At 64.9% G+C, this 19,594-nt stretch carries 15 protein-coding genes; 6 read left to right on the top strand and 9 right to left on the bottom strand.

The features are described from left to right. Nucleotide 1 precedes the first annotated feature (1 nt). Nucleotides 2–613, bottom strand: a complete 612-nt coding sequence (locus tag HMPREF2808_RS07390; protein ID WP_070597005.1) for an NYN domain-containing protein — start codon at nucleotides 611–613, stop codon at nucleotides 2–4. Then, nucleotides 613–1,386, bottom strand: coding sequence for a tRNA (guanosine(46)-N7)-methyltransferase TrmB (gene trmB, locus HMPREF2808_RS07385; protein ID WP_070523772.1), 774 nt, complete (start codon nucleotides 1,384–1,386; stop codon nucleotides 613–615). Before trmB ends, HMPREF2808_RS07390 begins: the two co-directional genes overlap by 1 nt. Nucleotides 1,387–1,743: 357 nt before the next feature. On the opposite strand from trmB, the gene HMPREF2808_RS07380 reads away from it, so the two are divergent. Beyond that, entirely contained in the window at nucleotides 1,744–3,564 is a 1,821-nt protein-coding gene (locus HMPREF2808_RS07380) for a phosphoenolpyruvate carboxykinase (GTP) (RefSeq protein ID WP_070624337.1), read from the top strand. 55 nt (nucleotides 3,565–3,619) lie between these two features. Here the strand turns inward: HMPREF2808_RS07380 and HMPREF2808_RS07375 are convergent, their stop codons facing one another. After that, nucleotides 3,620–4,384 (bottom strand): class I SAM-dependent methyltransferase, encoded by a 765-nt coding sequence (locus tag HMPREF2808_RS07375; protein ID WP_070624336.1) that lies wholly within the window; start codon nucleotides 4,382–4,384, stop codon nucleotides 3,620–3,622. A gap of 24 nt (nucleotides 4,385–4,408) precedes the next feature. Between HMPREF2808_RS07375 and HMPREF2808_RS07370 the strand changes: the two genes are divergently transcribed. Then, nucleotides 4,409–5,491, top strand: coding sequence for a glycosyltransferase family 4 protein (locus tag HMPREF2808_RS07370; RefSeq protein WP_070624335.1), 1,083 nt, complete (start codon nucleotides 4,409–4,411; stop codon nucleotides 5,489–5,491). Here the strand turns inward: HMPREF2808_RS07370 and HMPREF2808_RS07365 are convergent. Beyond that, nucleotides 5,415–6,893, bottom strand: a complete 1,479-nt coding sequence (locus HMPREF2808_RS07365) for an MmpA family trehalose lipid delivery protein (protein ID WP_246818529.1) — start codon at nucleotides 6,891–6,893, stop codon at nucleotides 5,415–5,417. The genes HMPREF2808_RS07370 and HMPREF2808_RS07365 overlap by 77 nt on opposite strands. Nucleotides 6,894–6,899: 6 nt before the next feature. Beyond that, nucleotides 6,900–7,874, bottom strand: coding sequence for a PorA family protein (locus HMPREF2808_RS07360; RefSeq protein WP_070624333.1), 975 nt, complete (start codon nucleotides 7,872–7,874; stop codon nucleotides 6,900–6,902). 53 nt (nucleotides 7,875–7,927) lie between these two features. On the opposite strand from HMPREF2808_RS07360, the gene HMPREF2808_RS07355 reads away from it, so the two are divergent. Continuing rightward, nucleotides 7,928–9,094, top strand: a complete 1,167-nt coding sequence (locus HMPREF2808_RS07355) for an acyltransferase family protein (protein ID WP_070523754.1) — start codon at nucleotides 7,928–7,930, stop codon at nucleotides 9,092–9,094. Between the two features lie 159 nt (nucleotides 9,095–9,253). Here HMPREF2808_RS07355 and HMPREF2808_RS07350 read toward each other — a convergent pair whose 3' ends face one another. The 3 genes from HMPREF2808_RS07350 to HMPREF2808_RS07340 are packed head-to-tail and all read right to left on the bottom strand — an operon-like array spanning nucleotide 9,254 to nucleotide 13,213. Continuing rightward, a complete protein-coding gene (locus HMPREF2808_RS07350) occupies nucleotides 9,254–12,478 on the bottom strand; it encodes an alpha-(1->3)-arabinofuranosyltransferase domain-containing protein (RefSeq protein WP_070624332.1) in 3,225 nt (1,074 codons plus the stop codon). A gap of 2 nt (nucleotides 12,479–12,480) precedes the next feature. Then, nucleotides 12,481–12,678 carry a DUF2613 domain-containing protein gene (locus HMPREF2808_RS07345; RefSeq protein WP_010188604.1) on the bottom strand — a complete coding sequence of 66 codons (198 nt, stop codon included), beginning with the start codon at nucleotides 12,676–12,678 and terminating at the stop codon, nucleotides 12,481–12,483. Nucleotides 12,679–12,709: 31 nt separating this feature from the next. Next, nucleotides 12,710–13,213: a universal stress protein gene (locus HMPREF2808_RS07340; RefSeq protein ID WP_070624331.1), complete on the bottom strand. Its 504-nt coding sequence runs from the start codon at nucleotides 13,211–13,213 to the stop codon at nucleotides 12,710–12,712. A gap of 58 nt (nucleotides 13,214–13,271) precedes the next feature. Between HMPREF2808_RS07340 and HMPREF2808_RS07335 the strand changes: the two genes are divergently transcribed. From HMPREF2808_RS07335 to HMPREF2808_RS07325, 3 genes are read left to right on the top strand one after another with little or no spacing between them, the layout of a single operon-like run. Further along, nucleotides 13,272–14,333, top strand: coding sequence for a glycoside hydrolase family 3 N-terminal domain-containing protein (locus tag HMPREF2808_RS07335; RefSeq protein ID WP_070624330.1), 1,062 nt, complete (start codon nucleotides 13,272–13,274; stop codon nucleotides 14,331–14,333). Nucleotides 14,334–14,367: 34 nt separating this feature from the next. Continuing rightward, a complete protein-coding gene (locus HMPREF2808_RS07330; protein WP_210386961.1) occupies nucleotides 14,368–16,059 on the top strand; it encodes a VanW family protein in 1,692 nt (563 codons plus the stop codon). A gap of 3 nt (nucleotides 16,060–16,062) precedes the next feature. Then, nucleotides 16,063–17,847: an ABC transporter ATP-binding protein gene (locus HMPREF2808_RS07325; protein ID WP_070596997.1), complete on the top strand. Its 1,785-nt coding sequence runs from the start codon at nucleotides 16,063–16,065 to the stop codon at nucleotides 17,845–17,847. A gap of 494 nt (nucleotides 17,848–18,341) precedes the next feature. Here the strand turns inward: HMPREF2808_RS07325 and HMPREF2808_RS07320 are convergent, their stop codons facing one another. Next, entirely contained in the window at nucleotides 18,342–19,550 is a 1,209-nt protein-coding gene (locus tag HMPREF2808_RS07320; protein WP_070624362.1) for an IS110 family RNA-guided transposase, read from the bottom strand. Nucleotides 19,551–19,594 lie beyond the last annotated feature (44 nt).

Below are 19,594 nucleotides of genomic sequence, written 5' to 3'. Positions count from 1 at the left end.
CCTACTTGTGCTCGGGCGCGCGGTCCGGCAGCAGCGCGGACAGCGGGCGGAAAGGCTGCAGCCAGGCGCCGCCTGGAGGCAGGTTGTCCAGGTTCACGCGCGGCAGCGGTTCGCGGAAGACACCCTCGATGTCTTCGAGGTCGACGAACTCGATATCGGGATGGGTCAGCGCCCAGGAGGTGTGCTCGTGGAATCCAAGCACGCAGGTGGGCAGGCCGGAAGCGGAGAGCTGCTCAAGCAGGTGCTGGAAGTTCTGGCCGTCGGCAGAAGCCACGATGACACCGGAGAGGTTCTCGCGGTTGGCCTTGATGTATTCGACCATGTCGGGGTCGACATCATCGTCCTCGTGGAGCTTTGGCTTGGCAAACACGGCGAAGCCGACGTTGCGGATAGCCTCGACCCAGGGGCGGATGACGTCGGCGCCGCCGGGGCTGACGTTGGTGAAAACGGCGGCCTCAGGGGTGGCGTCGTTATCGAAGGCCAGGTCCACCAGCCAGCGGCCGATGGCGTCGAAACGCGGGCGGTAGGCGGCGGTGGGGCGCCCCCCGAGGATGGCGCCGAGCCCCATGTCCATGTTGGGTGCGTCCCACACCAGAAGGTAGGTTCCGGCCATTACTTCTTCTCCCACAGGTACTCGGTGATGACGTGTTCCTTATCCAGGCCTTTGCCCTCAAACTTGGTGATGACCTGGCGGTCGGTGAGGATGGGGCACTCCGGCCAGGGCCAGCCCTTGTAGTCGAGGGAAGGCTCGACCTCGACGAGCTCATTAATCCATTCGGCGTAGCCGGCGTGGTCGGTGGCCACGTGGAGCACGCCGCCGGGTTTCAGGCGGGAAGCAAAGAGGTTGAGCGTGCCGGATTGGATGATGCGGCGCTTGTGGTGGCGGGCCTTGGGCCACGGATCCGGGAAGAAGATGCGGATACCGTCGAGGGACTCGGGCGCGAACATGCGCATGAGAACCTCGATGCCATCGCCGCGGACCATGCGGATGTTCTCAATGTCGTTGCGGATGATGGAGCCCAGCAGCTTGGCCAGGCCCGGCTTGTAGAGCTCGACGGCGATGATATTGGTGTCCTGCTCGAGTGGCGCCATGGCTGCGGTTGAGGTACCGGTGCCGGAGCCGATCTCGACGATGGTCTTCGCCCCCTCGCGGCCGAACCAGGCGGGGATGTCGAGGGGTTCGTCGGCAAGCAGGCGCCCCAACCTAGGCCAGTGCTCCTCGAAGAGGGCGTTCTGGTTGTCGGTGAGGGTGCCGCGACGGAAGGTCACGTTGCCGAGGCGTGGGTAGTCCAAATCATTGTTGAACTCGGCGTTGAAATCCGTCTGGAGGCCGCGGCCGTGAGGCATCTGCGCGGCGGGATTCTGGGAAGAGTCTGCGCTATTCATCAGTTGACATTGTTCCCTTAAGCAGGGGTGAGGGGCAACGTGCCGCGCCGTGGAGGGTGGAGGGGCGCCTCGGTGGAGGCCACACAGGACGCCGTGGGGGTAGCGGGACGGGCGTACGGGATGGGTGATCCACAGAAACGAAACCCCCGTATGGGGGCGATTGGGGGCGGTGGGTGCCATATTTCACACTCCGCTGTCCTCGACATAGTCGGTATGAACTGGGTGGATATAACCGGGGTGGCGGGCATTACACATTCTGTTATCACCAGTGTCCGTACTCTGGTTGGTGAAACGTCGTTGGGGGAACCTTCGGCGAAATAAAGCACCCTGGCCACACCGACCACAGGAGAATGTGAGATGACCGCAACTATTAAGGGCCTTGTAGGTGAACTGCCCACGAAGAACGAGAAGCTTATTTCGTGGATCAGTGAGAGTGTCGAGCTCTTCCAGCCGGAAGAGGTCGTCTTCGTAGACGGCTCCCAGGAGGAGGCTGACCGCCTCGCCGCCGAGCTAGTGGAAAAGGGCACCCTAATTAAGCTCAACGAGGAGAAGCGCCCGAACTCCTACCTGGCTCGCTCGAATCCTTCGGATGTTGCCCGCGTGGAGTCCCGCACCTTCATCTGCACTGAGACTGCTGAGGACGCTGGCCCGACCAATAACTGGGCCCCGCCGGCAGCCATGAAGGAAGAGATGACCGAGGCCTTCCGCGGCTCCATGAAGGGCCGCACCATGTACGTCGTGCCGTTCTGCATGGGCCCGATTAGTGATCCGGACCCCAAGCTCGGCGTGCAGCTCACCGACTCGGCTTATGTTGTGCTCTCCATGCGCATTATGACCCGCATGGGCCAGCAGGCCCTAGACAAGATCGGGGACAACGGTGACTTTGTCCACGCTCTGCACTCCGTGGGTGCCCCGCTGGAGCCGGGCCAGGAGGACGTCGCTTGGCCGTGCAACGACAAGAAGTACATCACGCAGTTCCCGGAGACCAAGGAGATTTGGTCCTACGGTTCTGGCTACGGCGGAAACGCCATCCTGGCTAAGAAGTGCTACGCGCTGCGCATCGCTTCCGTCATGGCGAAGGAAGAGGGCTGGATGGCAGAGCACATGCTCATCCTGAAGCTCACGAACCCGGAGGGCAAGAAGTACCACATCGCGGCCGCCTTCCCGTCCGCCTGCGGTAAGACCAACCTGGCCATGATTACCCCGACGATTCCGGGCTGGTCGGCAGAGGTCGTGGGCGATGACATCGCCTGGATGAAGCTGCGCGAGGACGGCCTGTACGCCGTCAACCCGGAGAACGGCTTCTTCGGCGTGGCACCGGGCACCAACTACGATTCCAACCCGATTGCCATGAAGACGATGGAGCCGGGCAACACCCTGTTCACCAACGTTGCGCTGACCGACGACGGCGATGTCTGGTGGGAGGAAATGGGCGAGGCCCCGGAGCACCTCATCGACTGGCATGGCAACGACTGGACCCCGGCTTCGACCACCAAGGCGGCGCACCCGAACTCCCGCTACTGCGTGCCGATTACGCAGTGCCCGACCGCTGCGCCGGAATTCGATGACTGGAAGGGCGTCAAGATTGACGCCATCCTCTTCGGCGGCCGCCGCGCCGATACCGTCCCGCTGGTGACCCAGGCCTTCGACTGGAACCACGGCACCATGATTGGCGCCCTGCTCTCCTCCGGCCAGACCGCTGCCGCCGAGGGAAAGGTCGGCGCCCTGCGCCACGACCCGATGGCCATGCTGCCGTTCATGGGCTACAACGCCGGTGACTACTTGCAGCACTGGGTAGATATGGGTGAAAAGGGCGGCGACCGTATGCCGGCCATCTTCCTGGTGAACTGGTTCCGCCGCGGTGAGGACCGTCGCTTCCTGTGGCCGGGCTTTGGCGAGAACTCCCGCGTTCTCAAGTGGATTGTGGACCGCATCGAGGGCAACGTCGACGCCGTCGAGACCGTCGTGGGCCACACCGCCCGCCCGGAGGATATCGACCTCACCGGTATCGACTTCGACATCGAGGACGTCCGCGAGGCGCTTGCCGTGAACCCGGCCGATTGGGCTGGTGACATGGAAGACAACAAGGAGTACCTGACCTTCCTGGGCTCCCGCGTTCCGTCTGAGGTGTGGGACCAGTTCACCGCGCTCAAGGAGCGCGTTGAGTCTGCCTCCTAATCTTCGCGGTTAAACGGATGCTCCCCTGCGGGGGAGTATTCGTCGTTTTGAGGGGTTAAGCGCGCAGGACGAGGACCAGGTTGGAGGTGAGGAACTCGCGCAGCACCGGCACCTTGAGCACCCACCAGGCCCAGGCAGGGTGGTAGCGCGGAAAGGCCGCGAGGAACTCTGCGCCCTGTGGGCTAGGCGGAGCCACGCTGCGCGCCCAGTCCAAGCCCTCGCGGGCGGAGAGCGCAAAGAGCGAGGTGCCGAAGACATTCTTCGGCGGGTGACCGTGGCGGCGGGTATAGCGGTCGCGGGCGAACTCGCCGCCCACGTAGTGCTCCCACAGGCCGGTCTCGTGCCCGCCGAAGGGTCCCAGCCACACCGTGTAGCTCAAGATCACCAGCCCGCCGGGCTTGGTTACGCGCAGCATCTCCTCACCCATGTCCCACGGGTTGGGGATGTGCTCGGCCACGTTGGAGGAATACGTGATGTCGAAGATGTCATCCGCGAAGGGCAAACTAGTGCCGTCGCCGCGCACGGCCTGGGCCACCTCGATGCCGGCGGCGGCCATCTCGCCCACGTCCGGCTCCAGCCCGACATAGCTGGCCCCGCGCTGGGCAAAGGCCGAAGCGAAATAGCCGGGCCCGCCCCCGACGTCGAGCACGCGCGCGCCGGTGAGGGAGAGGGAATGGTCGCGGGAGAGGGCGTCGACAAGCGCGGCGGTGTCCTCAGCCAAGCCGCCATAAAAGACCGCGGGCGCTGTCTGCTCGAAGCGGAAGGAGCGCAGCAGCCGCCAGGAGCGGCGCAGTGTGGCCAAGGCACGGGTGCGTTTCATAACCCACTAGGCTAGTTCCTCGACATGAAAATCCTTCTTTTGTGCTGGCGCGATTCCACCCACCCGCAAGGTGGTGGCTCCGAGCGCTACCTTGAGCGCGTCGGGGAATACCTCGCTGCCCAGGGCCACGAGGTGGTCTTCCGCACCGCGCGCCACATGAACGCCGCCAAGCGCGAGCGTCGAAACGGCGTGCTCTATTCGCGCGCCGGGGCCAAGTTCAGCGTATATCCACGCGCGCTGTTGTGGATGCAGTTTGGCGCGCGCGACGTTGACGTTGTGGTGGATACCCACAACGGCATTCCCTTCTTCGCGCGCCTGGCCACCCGCGCGCCCGTGGTGATCCTGACGCATCACTGCCACCGCGAGCAGTGGCCGGTGGCCGGGCCCGTGCTGGCGCGGCTGGGGTGGTTCCTGGAATCCTGCGTGGTGCCAAGGATCTACCGTGAGAACACGTGGGTGACGGTCTCGGAGGCTTCGAAGCGCGACCTGGAGAAGCTGGGGATTCACGGCGCGCACATCATTGAGAACGGCGTGGACCCCCTGCCGTCACACGTGCCCACCTTGGAGCGCGAGGCCGATATCCACCTGGTGACGCTGTCGCGCCTCGTGCCGCACAAGCAAATTGAGCATGCCATGGACACCGTGGCGCGGATTCCGGGCGCGCTTCTCGACGTCATCGGTTCCGGCTGGTGGGAATCCCACCTGCGCGAGTATGCGCGTGCCCACGGGGTGGAAGACCGCGTGCGCTTCCGTGGTCAGGTGACGGAGGACTATAAACATGCGTTGCTCGCGCGCGCTGATGTCCACCTCATGCCGTCTCGAAAAGAAGGCTGGGGTTTGGCAGTCATGGAGGCGGCCCAACATGGGGTGCCCACGGTAGGTTATGCGTTTGGCCTGCAAGACAGTGTTATCGACGGCAAGACCGGTGTGCTGGTGCGGTGCGAGGAGGAGTTCGCGCCGGCGGTGCGCATGCTTGTCGACGACCCCTCCCTCCGCCACCGTTTAGGCAACGCGGCACGCGAGTTGGCGGCTACTTTTTCGTGGGAGAAAACCGGTGCGCGCTTCGAAGAGTTGCTAGAAGCGGAAGTGCGCACCAGGTGGCGCTAAGCCCCCACGGGGCGGGTGCCGGTTGCGCGTTGGTGGTGGCAACGATGCCTCCCGCTTCGACGACCGCGCCCACGCCGAGCTCCTCCAACCGGGCGAGGTCGCGCGTGTTCCAGGCTTCGGTGGCCGCCAGGTAGCGCGGCGCAGGCTGATCCACGTTTATGCCGTCGACGGTGAGCTCGCCGGAGTCGAGCTTGTTGGCGGCCTTGGAATAGGGGTCGAGGGCAATGCCGCCGTCAAGCGGCACCATGGCTGAGCGGTCGGCGAAGAAGGTCAGGCGGCCGTCAAGGTCTTCGACGAGCTGGCGGTCGATGCCCGTTTCGCGTGGGAGTAACACGGCGAGCTCCCGCGGTGCATCGGGAGCCTGGAGCAGGCAGGCGCACAGCGCGAGTGCGGCAGGAAGTTGGCGCAGGGATGCGATACCCGCCACGGCCAGCGGCAGGGCGAGCAAGGTGAGCTTGGAGGAATCGCGCAGTAGGCCCGCACCGGGGACGTGCTCCACGGCGAAGGCGGTGAGACCTGGGGCGAGTGCGCCGAGGATGGCCAGGCCCATGCCGAGAACCGCCAGGGCCGCGAGCGGGCGCAGCTCGCGCCGGGGAAGGCGGGCAGCGCCCAGGACAGCGAGGGCGGCGACGGCAAGTCCCGCCAGGGCGAAGCCCTGCTCGCGAGAGGCCGGCACCGCCGCGGCATTCCAGATGCCGCCGAAGCCGAGCAGCGAGCCGACCGCACCCACGTAGGCCTCCGCGCGCGGGGCAAAGGCCGCGGCTTGGGCGGCGGGGTCGCCGTGGGTGGTAGGCGAACCGGCCACGAGGCTTGGAACTAGCCACGGCAACCACAGCAAAACTGAGCCGCCCGCGAAGAGCCACCGCCTTTCGCGCTCACAGACAACCGCGATGAGTCCCCCGAAGAGCCCGCCGGTGGGCGTCAAGGACGCGGCCCACAGCGCCAGCCACGCCACGCGCGGGTGGTAGCTTAAACAACCCCACGCGATCACGGGCGCTAACCAGGCGGCGACTGCCAGCGACCACTGGCCCTGCAGGAGGCGCTCGATGACGAAAGGATTGGCCACCGCGCACGCCATCGCAGCGGCCGCCGCCCACGGGCTGGACTCGCGCGCCCACCGGCCCGCCACCCACGCCGAGGCACTCGCAGCAGCAAGGATGAAGACCCTGGCCAGCCACGCCCCGCCGAATAAGGCAAGCACCCCGTCCTGCGGTGCATTGCGGGCGGGAAGGTCACCGGCGCCGAAGGCGGCAGCGCTCAGGGCTGGGCGGTCAAGCAGCACCATGTCGCGCCACAGGAACTCGCCGGGCAGCACGAAGGGCCAACACACCGCGAGCACGAGCGCCACGCCCCAGGCGCAGAGGGCGGCGCGCACCGCAAGGGATGCTCGGGACGTAATCACGGGCGCCTACGCGCTCTGCGCTGCATGGCGGCGCATGAACATCGCGGCCGCCACCGCCAACAACGCCACGCCGATGGCCTTGCCCAGCCAGCCGACGAGGCTCAAGATTTTGACTGTGTCGATGACCCGGCGAACAGAGTCGAGGCGTTCGGTGCGGGTGGAATCGGACCAGGAGAGGGGGACGTCGAGAAGCGCACGCTCGTGTGTGTCATCGGCATCGACCATGGCCTGGGCCTGGCGCGCGTCCGTGGCCCAGAAGATGCGCGGGTGCTCCTCCTCGTTGACGATGGTGCCGGTCGTGGGCTCCACCCACACCGTGCGGCTCACGGCGTAGAAAGGCTCGAGGATGACGTGTGATTTCGGCTTGAGGTTGTAGCGCTCCAAGGACTCCGCGGAGTAAAAATCGCCCGCGGGGCCGGAGCGGTGGGCTTCGAAGGCGAAGACCTCCCCGAGCGAGACCGGCGCGACATCCTGGTGGAAGACGTAGGTGGGGATGCTGTCGAGCTTCTCATCGCGCAGGAAATCGATGGGCTCCGTGTCCTGGGTGAGCGGATCGAAGAAGGGATAGGAGCGCTGCTCCGCGCCGGAGGGGAAGAAGTAGCTGATGCCGTCGCGCTCCACCCGGTCTTCCACCTGCACGTCGAAGGCGGGAAGCTCGATGTGTTGCGTCGTGTTCGGCCCCGCCACCGGGTAGGTAGATTCGCGGTTGAGCTGGGATTCCTCGGTGATGTGCGCGATGGTCTCGCCGTTGAAGGTGAGGTCCACGGTGGACTGCGCGCGGGCCACGGAATCCTTCTTCGCGGGGGCGGTGGTGGTGTGGCGGGTGAACGTGGCTCCGTCGTGCTCCGCGTGGATCTCTAGGTTGAGGTCCCTGGGCAGCGGGCGGGATTGGTTGTTGTACAGCGGCGGAAGGATGGACCCGAGTATGACGAACACCGCGGCGGCAATCGTCACCTGCGCTAGGCGGGAGCGAAGGAACACGTCAGCTCCGATCGGTCGAGGGATTCACTGCAGAAATAGTATCGTAGTGGGCCATGCGCTTTCTCCCTGAGCTCGAAGGCGTGCGTGCGCTGGCAGCATTGGCAGTCGTGGTCACGCACGTGTCCTTTCAGACGGCCACTGGCTGGGCCTGGGCTGAGCGCCTGGATTACGGGGTGGCGGTCTTCTTCGTGCTCAGCGGTTTCTTGTTGTGGCGCCGGCGGCACGTGCACACGGCGGGGCAGTACGCGCTCTCCCGCGTGGCGCGCTTGGCGCCGCTGTATCTGGTGTGTGTGGTGGTCGTGCTCGCCTTGCTTCCCGACGCTTCCCCCTTAACCCTCCCGCAAGTCATCACCAACCTGACCGGTACGCAGCTCTATATTGCCGATGGCCTGGTTCCCGGGCTCACGCAATTGTGGTCGCTGTGTGTGGAGTTCGCCTTCTATGCGGTGTTGCCGCTGTTGGCGTGGTTGTTGGATAAGCTCTCGGCGCGCCCGCGGGTTGCGCTTATTGCTGGAGCTGGCGTGCTGAGTTTGTTCTGGGGTTTTCTGCCGTTTGTGGCCGGATATGAATCCGGCGATGTCAATACGCAGATTTGGCCGCCCGCGTATTTCTCGTGGTTTGCGGTGGGAATGTTGGCCGCGGAGGCCGAGGCCGCGCAGGTGCGCCTGCGTGCTGGGCGGATTGTGCGTCCCGCCTGTTGGGCGGTGGCGGCGGGCTGCGTGTGGCTGGCCAGCCGCGAGTGGTTCGGCCCGCAGGGCTTGGTGCATCCAGAACCGGGTGAGTTTGCGCGGCGCATTGCGGCGGGGGCGGTGTGCGGGGCGTGCATCGTGGTGCCGGTGGCGCTGGCCCCGCGGGAAAGCTGGCTTTCTTCCGAGGTGATGCGAGCGCTGGGCCGCTGGTCTTATGGTGTTTTCATGTGGCACGTAGCGGTGCTGGCCATTGCCTTCCCGCTGTTGGGCGTGTCTGCTTTCTCCGGCTCTGCCGGGGATTTCGCGGTGGTGTTGGTCTTCACGGTGGTCGTTAGCTGTGTGCTTTCTGCTGCGACCTACGCGCTTGTCGAGGTCCCCGGCCGCGACCTCATCCGCTCCTTCGCCCGCGGCCGCATCGCCGTCCCGCGTTCTCTGCCGCGCCTCGCCGCCGATTCTGCGAGCGCTTCCGGTTCCGGATCCCTTGCCAACGCCGCCGGTTTTACTGATTCCGCCGGTTCGGCGGGGCCGTAGACGGCACTTCACACATGGCATTTTCCAGAAGGCATTAGTCAAACGGTTTACTTGACCCCAAACAAACCTTTTACATCGCCGCAGATGGTTTCCCTGCCCCCAAAGACACCTTTTGACTAGTACCTTTTGAGGGAAACCATCTGGGGCGGGGCCGGGTACTTAGGACGTGCGGCGGGATGGGAGGCAGGCACACGTGATAGCCGCGACGCAGAGCAGCTGCACCAGAAGCGAGTCGCCGGCGTAGCCGTCCGTGGGCCAGGGGGCGCGGGCGAGCATCGCGCCCGCGGCCAGGGTCAGCGCGCCCGCCAAGTAGTCGGAGCGCAACGTGGTCCAGCGGGTGATGGCCCACGCCGCGGCAGCGGCGGCAACACCGGGCAGGCCCGCGACGAGCGCCATCGTTGCCGCGATGAGCAGGGCTAGAAGGACACGCGCCGAGGTAGACGAGTGGGTAGCAGGGCTGGACGAGGCGGTGTTGTGTGCCGTGTAAGCAGCGGAGGCGGCGGGGGAAGCGGAGTGAGGGCGGGGGCCGCGGGCCATGACGAGCAGGCACAACGCGGTGGTCAGCGCGGCGAGCGCGCCGCCGAGGCCCAGGCCGACGCGATAGGCGCGGTCGGCAGCAAAAGACATGTGGAAGGTGCCGCCGGCACCGGCGGGAATGAGGAAGGCCTGCGTGTCGGCATCGATGGAGCGCGGCTCGAGGGGCAGTGGCCCCGCGCTGGAGGCCGGCGTCGAGTCCGGCGCTGAATCTTGTGCTGAACCTGGCGTCGAGACCGCGGCTGTGCTGGGGGAGCGCAGCTCGCCGCGCAGGCCCTCGTTGAAGGCACGGCCGGTGATGAGGAGGCGGTCGTGGTCGGCGGGCTCGATGGTCTCACCGGCAGCGAGTGGGGTATAGCTGTGGTCAGCGCCCGATGGTGTAGCGCCGGCTGCAGCTGAAGGACGGTCAGAGGAAGCGGGAAGGGGCGCGGGCAGGGAAGACGCGGTATCGGTCAGCGCCGCCCAGTCGCCGGTGGTGCGCAGGAGGTGCTGCCCGGCGGAGAGGTTGAGGGTGGAGTTGGGGGCGTGGGGGGAGCCGTCGATAAGCACGGGCTTGGTGCCGGCAACCCGCACGGTCATGGCGCGTGGAGCGGTGAAGGAGCGGATGAGGATGCGTTCGTTGTCCTGCTGGAAGAGGAACTGCTCGGCATCGGGCGAGGTATCGGGCACGGTGACGATGCGCCGCGGGGTGGGCTGGTCCACGATGGAGGCTTCCGCAATCCCGGTGCGGCGCTGCGGCTCGATACGGATGGTGGAGGCTTTCGCGCCGGGCACGCGAATATTGCGGGCGCGGTAGGCCTCCATGGTGACCGTGACCTTGGAGTCGCCATTGTGGATGGTCACCTCAGTCGTGCCCGTGGTCATCAGACGCAGCGTCGGCGAGGTCCACGTTGAATCGGAGTGCAGCTCTAACCAGCCGGAATCGCCGGGCGCTGGCCACCATGCGGTGGAGTTCTCGTCGTCGACGGCCGCTGTAAGAGAGCGCGCTGGGTTCGCCCCGCCGAAGGCCGAGGCATCCGCGGCAGACGACGACGCGGTGACCCGGCCATCGTGCTCCACCACCTGGGTCAGCGGGCCGGCGGAGGGGTAATCGCGCAGCCGGTTGCGCACGGTGGAGGGGTCATCGGGGGCCAGCGGCGCGGAGACTGGGCCGGTGAGCGTGCCGTAGTTGCGGTCGCGCAGCGCAGGCGTATCGGTGACGATATCCGCGTTGGAGGAGACGAGCTCGTGAGGACCGGAGAGGAGCGCGAGCGACTCGCCGCCGCCCGCCACGCGCGGCGGATTCGCAGGCGTCAGGTTCATGGAGAGGTCGGGGTCGAAGACCACGACGTCGACCTCCCCGAAGGTGTGGACCACGCCCGGGATGTGCTCCGAAGAACCAGACATGAGGTCGTGGCGCACCGCGACTGCCCCGATACCGAGGCGCTGCAACACCACGGGTGCGGTGGCAGGGTCGCGCTCGATTTGCGCCATCGCACCGTCCAGGCCCCGGATAGCCTCGGGCGGGATGAGGGGAACGGCGTCGCGGACGGCCCAGGGGACGTCGAGAAGCGGCTGCGCCGGCTCATCGCGCGTCCAGCCCCAGTCCTGCCGGGCAAAGGACGCCGGTGGGTAGATGAGCACGCGCGTATCCAGGCTGTTCATGAAGGAAGCGGCTTCCTGCCAATAGCCGGGCACCTCCTCGTACGCGCCCTTCGGCAGCAGCCTGCCCGCCCACGCCGGGGCGGTCGCACCCATCACCACGAGGCACACCAGAAGGCCTGCTGCTTCACGACGCCCCGGGGACAACGTCCGCGGCAACTTCACCCGGGCGGCAATCGCGGCCACACCGAGTACCAGCGGGATGCGCACCAGCGGGTCGAACTTATGCACGTTGCGCAGCGCGGCCAGCGGGCCATCAAGCGCGTCGAGGTACCACGCAGCATGCGTGCCGAGCACGGCCACGCCTACCAGCAGCATGAAGGCCCACTCGCGCGGTAGCCGGGCCAGACCCATGAGACCCAAGGCGGCAACGCACACGGTGACGAGCACGAAGACCGGCTCGGTGGCCAGCTCGTTGCCGGCGACGCGTTCGGTATCCACAAAGGGCGCCCAGCTGGTGGTGCCGCGCAGAATTTCCGCTAGGTTGAGCCAGCGCGTGGTCACCCCGGCGGACTCGATGAATTCCGTAAAGGGCGGGGCATAGCGGCCCAGGATGAGCAGTGGGGTAATCCACCACGCAGACACCGCAGCGCATCCGGCCAACCACACCAGGCCGGTCTTGCCCGCGCGCCGCCACAGCAGAACCAAGCCCGCTGGCAGGCAGGCCGCCAGCGTGGCCGTGGCGTTGACCGCGCCCATGCAAGCCACCGCCACTACTGAGGGCGCGGCGTCCCGCCAGCCCAACCGGCCCGGCCGCAGGAAAGGAAGCAGCACCCAGGGCGCGAGCATGACCGGCCAAGTCTCTGAGGAAATCGCGCCCAGCGTGGTCAGCGTGCGCGGAGAGAGCGCGTAGAGCACTCCGCCTGCCAGCGCGGCAAAGCTAGGGGCAGCGGGAAGCACCGTGCGGACCAAGCGGAAGAAGCCCAGAAAGCCCACCGCCAGGACCAGGAACCACCAGGCACGTTGCGCTATCCAATCCGGAAGTGGGTCCGCCAGCAGGAAAAACAAGCCCTGGGGGAAGAGGTAGCCATAGGCCTGGTTTTGCAGCTGGCCCAGCGTGAAAGTATCGGTATAAGCATGCAGGGCGGCGCCTAAGAAACGTGCCGGGTTGGCCACCAGATCGTGCTTGGTATCAGCAGCGGTCAGCCCCCACGGCTGCAGAAGTACCACGAGGGCTAAAAAGAAAAGCCCCCCGATGCGTGCGCGCACGCTTACTCGCGGGAGCCGTACTCCGGCCCGCCCATCACGGCGTCGGAGGCCTTGACGGAATTATCGTTCGGCACGGCATCGGCCTGCGAGAATTGGGCAATGCCCAGGATGGTCACGACTCCCAGCGCCACGCCGACGACCGCGCTGCCCAGGGCCGGGCCCAGGGTGCGCTTGTTGAGGGAATCGCTGTCGAATGCCATGGCGCCAGATTCTAGCAGCTAAAAGCTGCCTTTAGGAGTCGCTTTCTTCCGCGTCGTCCTCATCGTCGTTCTCCGGCGGCACGATGAAGACTGGGAGACCGGCGTTGCGCACGATGTACTCCGCCGTGGAATTCGTCCACAAGGAGCGGAAGCCGGTGAGCGCGCGGGTGCCGGTGACGATAACGTCGATGTCGAGTTCGTGGGCGGCGTCAACAATCGCGCTCTGAATCGTCGTCACTGATTCCACCAGGTGGGCATGGCCGCGCAGGCCGAGGGACTCGGCCTTGGCAATTCCGTGGTGGCAGATGGCGAGGGCCTCTTCATAGGCCGGGTCATCCTCCACGCTGTCCGGTGAGACCGTGGATTGGTGCAGCCCGGTGCGGCTGACCGCGCGGGCGGCCTGGCGTGCGGACGGCTCCCAGGCGGTGAGGATTTCGACGTCGGTGGGGCGCAGGAGCCGCGCGGCGTACTCGAGGGCGCGGTCGGCGCGGTCGGAGCCGTCATAGGCAATGAGCATGGTCTCTCCGTTATTCATGTGACCATCCTAACAACCGCTTGTTTCCCGCGCGGGTGCTTCAGGCACACTGGTGGGCATGAGAAAAGCAATGCCCGCCCTCCTGTTGAGTGCTACCTGTGCGCTGAGCGCGTGTAGTGAGGAGCCTGTGCTTTCCGACGCCCCGCCCAGCGAAACCCGCGCCGCGGCCTCGAGCGCCGCGTCGGGGGACGCGGCAGAACACGATGCCGCGCTTGAGGGCGTCCGCGCTCGCGCTGCCGTCAAGCTCATGCCGCCGGCGCTGAACTACGAGGATGCCCGCGCGAAACTCGAAGCCGGCGTGGGCGGGCTCTTTATCCCCAGCTGGGCCGACCCTGAGCTGCTCAGCGATGGCCCGCGGGGAGTGAACGCTTTGCGCGAGGAGATGGGCCGCGACTTCGAAGTCTCCATCGATTTCGAAGGCGGGCGCGTACAGCGCTTCTCCGAAATTTTGGGCGACTACCCCTCTCCGCGGGCCATGGCGGAGGGCCACAGCCCGGAGGAGGTCGAGGCCCTAGCCACGGAGATTGGGCAGAGCCTACGCGCCCACGGCGTGACGGTGGACTTCGCCCCGGTGCTCGACGTGGATGGGGGAGACCTGGAAGTCGTCGGTGACCGCTCCTTCTCCACCGACCCACAGGCCGCCGGCGAATATGGCGCGGCCTTTGCCCGCGGGTTGCAGGCCGCCGGCGTGAAGGCCGTGTTCAAGCACTTCCCGGGCCACGGGCGTGCCTCCGGGGACACACACCTGGGTGAGGCCGTTACCCCGCCGCTGGAAGAACTGTACGGACACGAGTTCGTGCCTTTCCACACGGCAATCCCGCAAGCCCCGGAAGCGGCCCTCATGATGGGCCACCTCGTGGTGCCTGGGTTAGGGGACGAGCCCGCCTCCCTCAACCCGCGGGCCTACCAGCTGGCCCGCGAGGAACTCGGCTTCGAGGGCACGATTTACACCGATGACCTGGGCGGAATGGCCTCCATCTCGGAGAACTTCAGCGTGCCGGAGGCCGTGGCCGCAGCCCTCACCGCCGGGGCCGATATGCCGCTGTGGTCCACCGACGAGGACATCAACGCGGTCATCGACGCGGCCGCCGACGTGGTGGCCCAGCAAGAGGGCGACTAGTAAAAACCAGCTGGCAGACGTTAATCTCGTACACGTGAAAAAGGCAATCGGACACAGCCAACAGCGACGCAAGGGGCTCCAGGTGACCCTTGGCGTGCTCGTCGGCCTGATACTCATCGCCGGCATCGCCTATGCGTGGGACGTCATGGCTAACCAGCACAAGGTCCCGCGCGCGACGTCGGTCGGCGGCGTGGACATCTCCCGCATGGAGCGCACCGCCGCGGTGGAGAAGCTGGAGCAGGAACTCGGGGACGTCGCGGCCCAGCCCGTGGATATCCGCGCCGGGGAGAAAAGCTCGCAGCTTATCCCCCAAGACTCCGGCCTAAGCCTGAATTATCAGAAAGCCGTCGACGGCATTCCCGACGCTTCCCTGAACCCCCTCTCGCGCCTGTACAGCTTCATCAAGCCCACCCAGGAAATCCCTGTTGCCGTGGACATCGATGAGAACCAGCTCTCCGGTCAGCTCGAGCGCGTGGGTAACGATCTGAAGATCGAGCCGAAGGACGGAAACCTGGAGCTTATCGACGGCTCCCTCAAAGAGACCAAACCCAAGCTCGGCCAGGCGGTGGAAGAGGGAGAGCTGCACGAGGGCGTCGTCAAGCACTGGCTCGACCCCGAGGGCGTCGACGTCGAGCCGATGGTGGTGGAGCCGCAGATTAATGATGAGGCGATTGAGGCCATGCGCACCGGGGATGCCGCCCGCGCGCTGGATAACCCGCTCACGCTGAAGGGCGAGAACAACACCACCGGCACCCTGCGCAAGCCGGAGATTTCCCAGTTCGTCTCCATCGCCGCCGAAGACGGCGAGTTGCGCCTCAAGGTGGATAAAGACCGCGCCCGTGAGCTTTTCCAAGAGCGCATGCAAGGCTCCGAGGTGCCCGGCACCAACGCCAAAATTTCCTTCAGCGGCAACGACAAGCAGATCACGCCCTCGGTGGATGGCTCCATCATCGACTGGGAGAAGACCCTCGAGGGCTTCGAGGACCGTGTGAGCAGCGAGGACGACCGCGAATGGGATGCCGATTACAAGCCGGACCCCGCAGACTTCACCACGGAAATGGCAGAGAAGGCCACCTTCGATGAGACCGTGTCCGAGTTTTCTACCGGCGGTTTCTCCGGGGCCTCCGGCACCAATATCCGCCTGGTGGCCCAGGAGGTCAACGGTGCCGTGGTCAACCCGGGTGAGACCTTCTCCCTCAACGGCTACACCGGCCCGCGCGGTACCGCGCAGGGCTATGTGGAATCCGGCATCATCATCGACGGCCACGCGGGCAAGGCCGTGGGCGGCGGCATCTCTCAGTTCGCCACCACCTTGTACAACGCGGCCTACTTCGCCGGCATGGAGGACGTGGCACACACCCCGCACTCCTATTACATTTCGCGCTACCCGGCTGGCCGCGAGGCCACCGTGTACGAAGGCGCAATTGACCTGCAGTTTAAGAACACCTCCAACCACCCGGTGCGCATCGAAACCAGCTTTGGTGACGAGATCACCGTGCGCTTCAAGGGCGTGAAGACGGTTGAGGTCGAGTCCATCAACAACGGCCGCTGGGCCAAGACCGAGCCGCAGCGCAAGTCGGTGAGCGAGGACTGCTCGCCGTCGTCTGGCACGCCGGGCTTCACCACCTCGGATACCCGCGTGATCAAGGACCTCTCCGGCAAGGAAATCTCCCGGGAGACCACCACCACGGTCTATGACCCGCAGCCCATCGTTACCTGCGGTTAAGCCATGACCCGGCCGATGCACACCGCGGTGAAGGACCCCGCGGACGTCGATCAGCTGGCCCAGCACCCAGTGAAGTTTGGTCGCGTCGCCGGCCTTTTCGCAGCCCACCGCGGCACGCTGCTTGTGGTGGTAGCGCTCATCATCGCGACGTCTGGGCTGACGGTGGTGCAGCCTTTCTTGGTGCGCCGCACCGTGGACGAGGCCATTCCCAACCACGACACCGCACTGCTGTTGTGGCTGGTGGGCGGCATGCTGGCCATCACCGTGGTCTCTCAGGCCATCGGCGTTATCCAGTCCTTTTTATCCGCGCGGGTGGGGCACACCATCATGCACGAGCTGCGCACGCAGGTCTTTGCCAACCTGCAGCGCCAATCGCTGCAGTTCTTTACCAATAACCGGGGCGGCGAGATCCAATCCCGCCTGACCAATGACATCGCGGCGATGCGCGGCATGGTGACCACCACCGCGACCTCCGTGGCTAGCAACCTCACCATGACGGTGGCCACGTTGGTAGCGATGGTGGCGCTTTCGCCCACCCTCTCGCTGTTGTCCTTGCTGGTGCTGCCTCCCGCCGTGTGGCTCACGCGCCGCGCCGCCGTTCTGCGCCGCAGCCTTATGGAGAAAAACAGCCAAGCCCAGGCGGAACTCCAACAGACCATTTCGGAGAACCTGTCCGTCTCCGGCATGCGCCTGGCCACCACGTTGGGCGCGCAGGAGCGGGTCTATTCGAGCTTCTCGGCCACCTCGCGTTCCCTCATCCGCTTGGAGCTCGAATCCCAGCTGGCCGGGCGCTGGCGCATGGCGCTGACCCAAATCATCTTCGGCGTGATGCCAGCCCTGATTTATCTCGTGGCCGGCCTGCGCCCGGGCATAACCATCGGCACCCTCATCGCGTTTAGCACCCTGCAGACCCAAATCTTCCGCCCGATTACCGGCCTGCTCAACGTGGGCGCGCAGTGGGTAGCGTCGATGGCGCTGTTCAGCCGCATCTTCGAGTACCTGGACTTGGAGCCCGAACTCACGGAGACCACCCAGCCCGCCCAGCTTGCCGACGCCTCCCTCACCCTCCACAACGTCTCCTACCGCTACCCCGGCACCGACACCGACGCGCTTTCCGACGTCTCCCTTTCCATCCCCGCCCATACCACCACCGCCCTGGTGGGGCATACCGGTTCCGGCAAGTCCACCGTCGCTGCACTTATGGCGCGCTTGGCTGACCCGACCACCGGCTCCGTGCGCCTGGGCGGAGTCGACCTGCGTGACATTCCGCCGGAGCAGCGCGCGGAGGTTATTGGCGTGGTCTCCCAAGAGACCTACTTGATCCACTGCACGGTGCGGGAGAACCTCCTCTTCGCGCAGCCGGAGGCGAGTGAAGAACAGATGTGGGCGGCCCTGCACTCCGCCCGCGTGGACGAGGTCATCGCCGCGCTTCCCGAGGGACTCGATACTCTCGTAGGCTCGCGCGGCTACCGTTTCTCCGGCGGTGAGCAGCAGCGCCTCTCGCTTGCCCGCACGCTGCTGCGCCGACCGCAGGTGCTCATCCTGGATGAGGCCACCTCGGCCCTGGACAACGAAACGGAGCGCGCTATCCAGGAAGCAGTGCTTGGTGCGGACGCCACCCGCCTGGTCATCGCGCACCGCCTGTCCACCATCCGCGATGCCGACCAGATCGTCGTCCTCGACGCCGGCCGCGTGGCCGAGCGCGGCACCCACGCTGAGCTGCTGGCCCGCGACGGCGCTTATGCGGCGCTCCTTCGTGCCGCGAAAACTACTGGTGATCGTTCTTAGAGAGCCCCGCCAAGAAACCTAGGGATGTTAGCTTTCTATCTGGAGTTTGTTAAAGACCGAGAAAATATATGGCTTCGGGATTGTCCTGAGGTACCTTCTTGCCGCGCCCCAGTGGTTGCCCATGAAGATTCACGTCTACCTGGCGATATTGACAGTGTTAATGGTTGTGCTGGTGGTTGCATGGCGCTCTTGGTAAGCGTTTCGCAGTGAGATAGTTGCCACCAATGTGCCTGGGCAAGGCTGCTAGAGCCCCCGTAAGGGGGCGGTGAGGTCGATATCACTCAAAGTGGAATGGCAGCTACCAATACCGCAGTTTAACTGCGAATATAATTATTATCTGCGCGGGGGGGGGTGTTCCTATATAGGTTGTCAACCTAGCGGGTGGAGAAATTGGGGGCGGATTCTCTCTGCGGGGTTGTTTGGTCGTGTTGTTTTCGGGAATGGCTGCTAGCCGACTGGGATTTTACCCGGTCGGCTATCTTTACTCTTAGTGTCTAGGCTGCTAGGTCTTCCTGTGATGGTGCGGGATCGTGGTAGTGCTCGTGGTTGCGCATCATGGCGTAGAGGACGTTGAGCCGTCTGCGGGCTAGTGCTACTACTGCGGCGTTATGTCTCTTGCCTTCACGGCGCTTTCGTTCATAGAATTGCCGGGAACGCTCATGGAATCTGATCGATGCAAAAGATGATTGCCATAGGGCGTTCTTTAATTTTTTATTGCCAGCTCGGTTCAGTGAGTTCGACATGATCGAGGTCCCGGACTGATTCGTTCGGGGCGATAAACCAGCGTAAGAGGCTAGGTGCCCGACTGACGGGAAGTCGGTCATGTCGCCCGCGGTCATGAGAATTTGTGCTGCCGTCTTTGGTCCGATTCCTGGCATGGATAGCAGGATTTGAGTGTGGGGGATGTCGTTGATGAGCTCGATGACTTCTTGCTCGATTTGTGTGCGGTGCTCGAGCTTTAAGAGTGCGTCCTTCGCCGACATTGCTACGCCCATTTCGGCATAGTGTGCACCAGCAATGGCGACTGTTTGCTCAGAGATGGCAGCGAAAATGGCATCGAGGACAGGTTCAGGATTGCGTGCCTTATAGCGTCGAGCGAAGGCAGTTGCCTTGGCCTTTCCGAGGCGTTTTATCTTGGTCGGTCCGCCGTAGCGTGCAAGTAGGTGCAGAACCCACTTGCGGTGGATTATCTGACCGCGAAGGGCCTGTTCGAATTGCGGGTAGCAGCCTACTAGTGCACTTCGAATCTGATTGATGAGCCTGGTGTAGGAGCGCGCTAAGTCTTCGTCGATACCGTTGAGGACCTTCAACTGGAGGAAGGCTTCTTCGACGCGGTCGACGCTGCGGAGGGATTCCGGAAGGTTCTTTGCAGCGTGGGCGATGATATAGGCGTCCCGGATATCAGTTTTGGCATTGCCAGCGTGGATGCGCGAGAGTTGGCGCATGGCCAAACCGGGAAGGTAGCGCACGTCGATCCCGAGATCTTGAGCAACCGCGACAGTTAGTCGACCAATGTTATTTGGCTGGTCCACGACGACAAGGACCTTGTGGTCGTGTGCGCTGAACGTTGAAAACAGTGCGCGCAGGGATTTTTCGTTTTGGTTGATGCGCTTAGATAGCACCTGGGTGCCGTCGATATCTAAGACGCAAGCGTGGTGAAAGTATTTACCAACGTCCATGCCGATGACATAGTCGTAGGTCATAGCAAACCTCCAAGCGAATTGAATGAGTATGGGACTTATTTCAT

Source organism: Corynebacterium sp. HMSC078A10 (genome assembly GCF_001811565.1).
In the GTDB taxonomy this organism is placed as follows: Bacteria; Actinomycetota; Actinomycetes; order Mycobacteriales; family Mycobacteriaceae; genus Corynebacterium; species Corynebacterium hesseae.
This window is presented reverse-complemented; position numbering and strand designations above follow the sequence as displayed.

Excerpts from the sequence above, each read along its gene's own strand:
- HMPREF2808_RS07375 (WP_070624336.1), bottom strand. The coding sequence starts at position 4,384 with ATGAAACGCACCCGTGCCTTGGCCACACTGCGCCGCTCCTGGCGGCTG.
- HMPREF2808_RS07325 (WP_070596997.1), top strand. The coding sequence starts at position 16,063 with ATGACCCGGCCGATGCACACCGCGGTGAAGGACCCCGCGGACGTCGAT.
- HMPREF2808_RS07335 (WP_070624330.1), top strand. The coding sequence starts at position 13,272 with ATGAGAAAAGCAATGCCCGCCCTCCTGTTGAGTGCTACCTGTGCGCTG.
- HMPREF2808_RS07320 (WP_070624362.1), bottom strand. The coding sequence starts at position 19,550 with ATGACCTACGACTATGTCATCGGCATGGACGTTGGTAAATACTTTCAC.
- HMPREF2808_RS07390 (WP_070597005.1), bottom strand. The coding sequence starts at position 613 with ATGGCCGGAACCTACCTTCTGGTGTGGGACGCACCCAACATGGACATG.
- HMPREF2808_RS07355 (WP_070523754.1), top strand. The coding sequence starts at position 7,928 with ATGCGCTTTCTCCCTGAGCTCGAAGGCGTGCGTGCGCTGGCAGCATTG.
- HMPREF2808_RS07345 (WP_010188604.1), bottom strand. The coding sequence starts at position 12,678 with ATGGCATTCGACAGCGATTCCCTCAACAAGCGCACCCTGGGCCCGGCC.
- trmB (WP_070523772.1), bottom strand. The coding sequence starts at position 1,386 with ATGAATAGCGCAGACTCTTCCCAGAATCCCGCCGCGCAGATGCCTCAC.
- HMPREF2808_RS07370 (WP_070624335.1), top strand. The coding sequence starts at position 4,409 with ATGAAAATCCTTCTTTTGTGCTGGCGCGATTCCACCCACCCGCAAGGT.
- HMPREF2808_RS07340 (WP_070624331.1), bottom strand. The coding sequence starts at position 13,213 with ATGAATAACGGAGAGACCATGCTCATTGCCTATGACGGCTCCGACCGC.
- HMPREF2808_RS07380 (WP_070624337.1), top strand. The coding sequence starts at position 1,744 with ATGACCGCAACTATTAAGGGCCTTGTAGGTGAACTGCCCACGAAGAAC.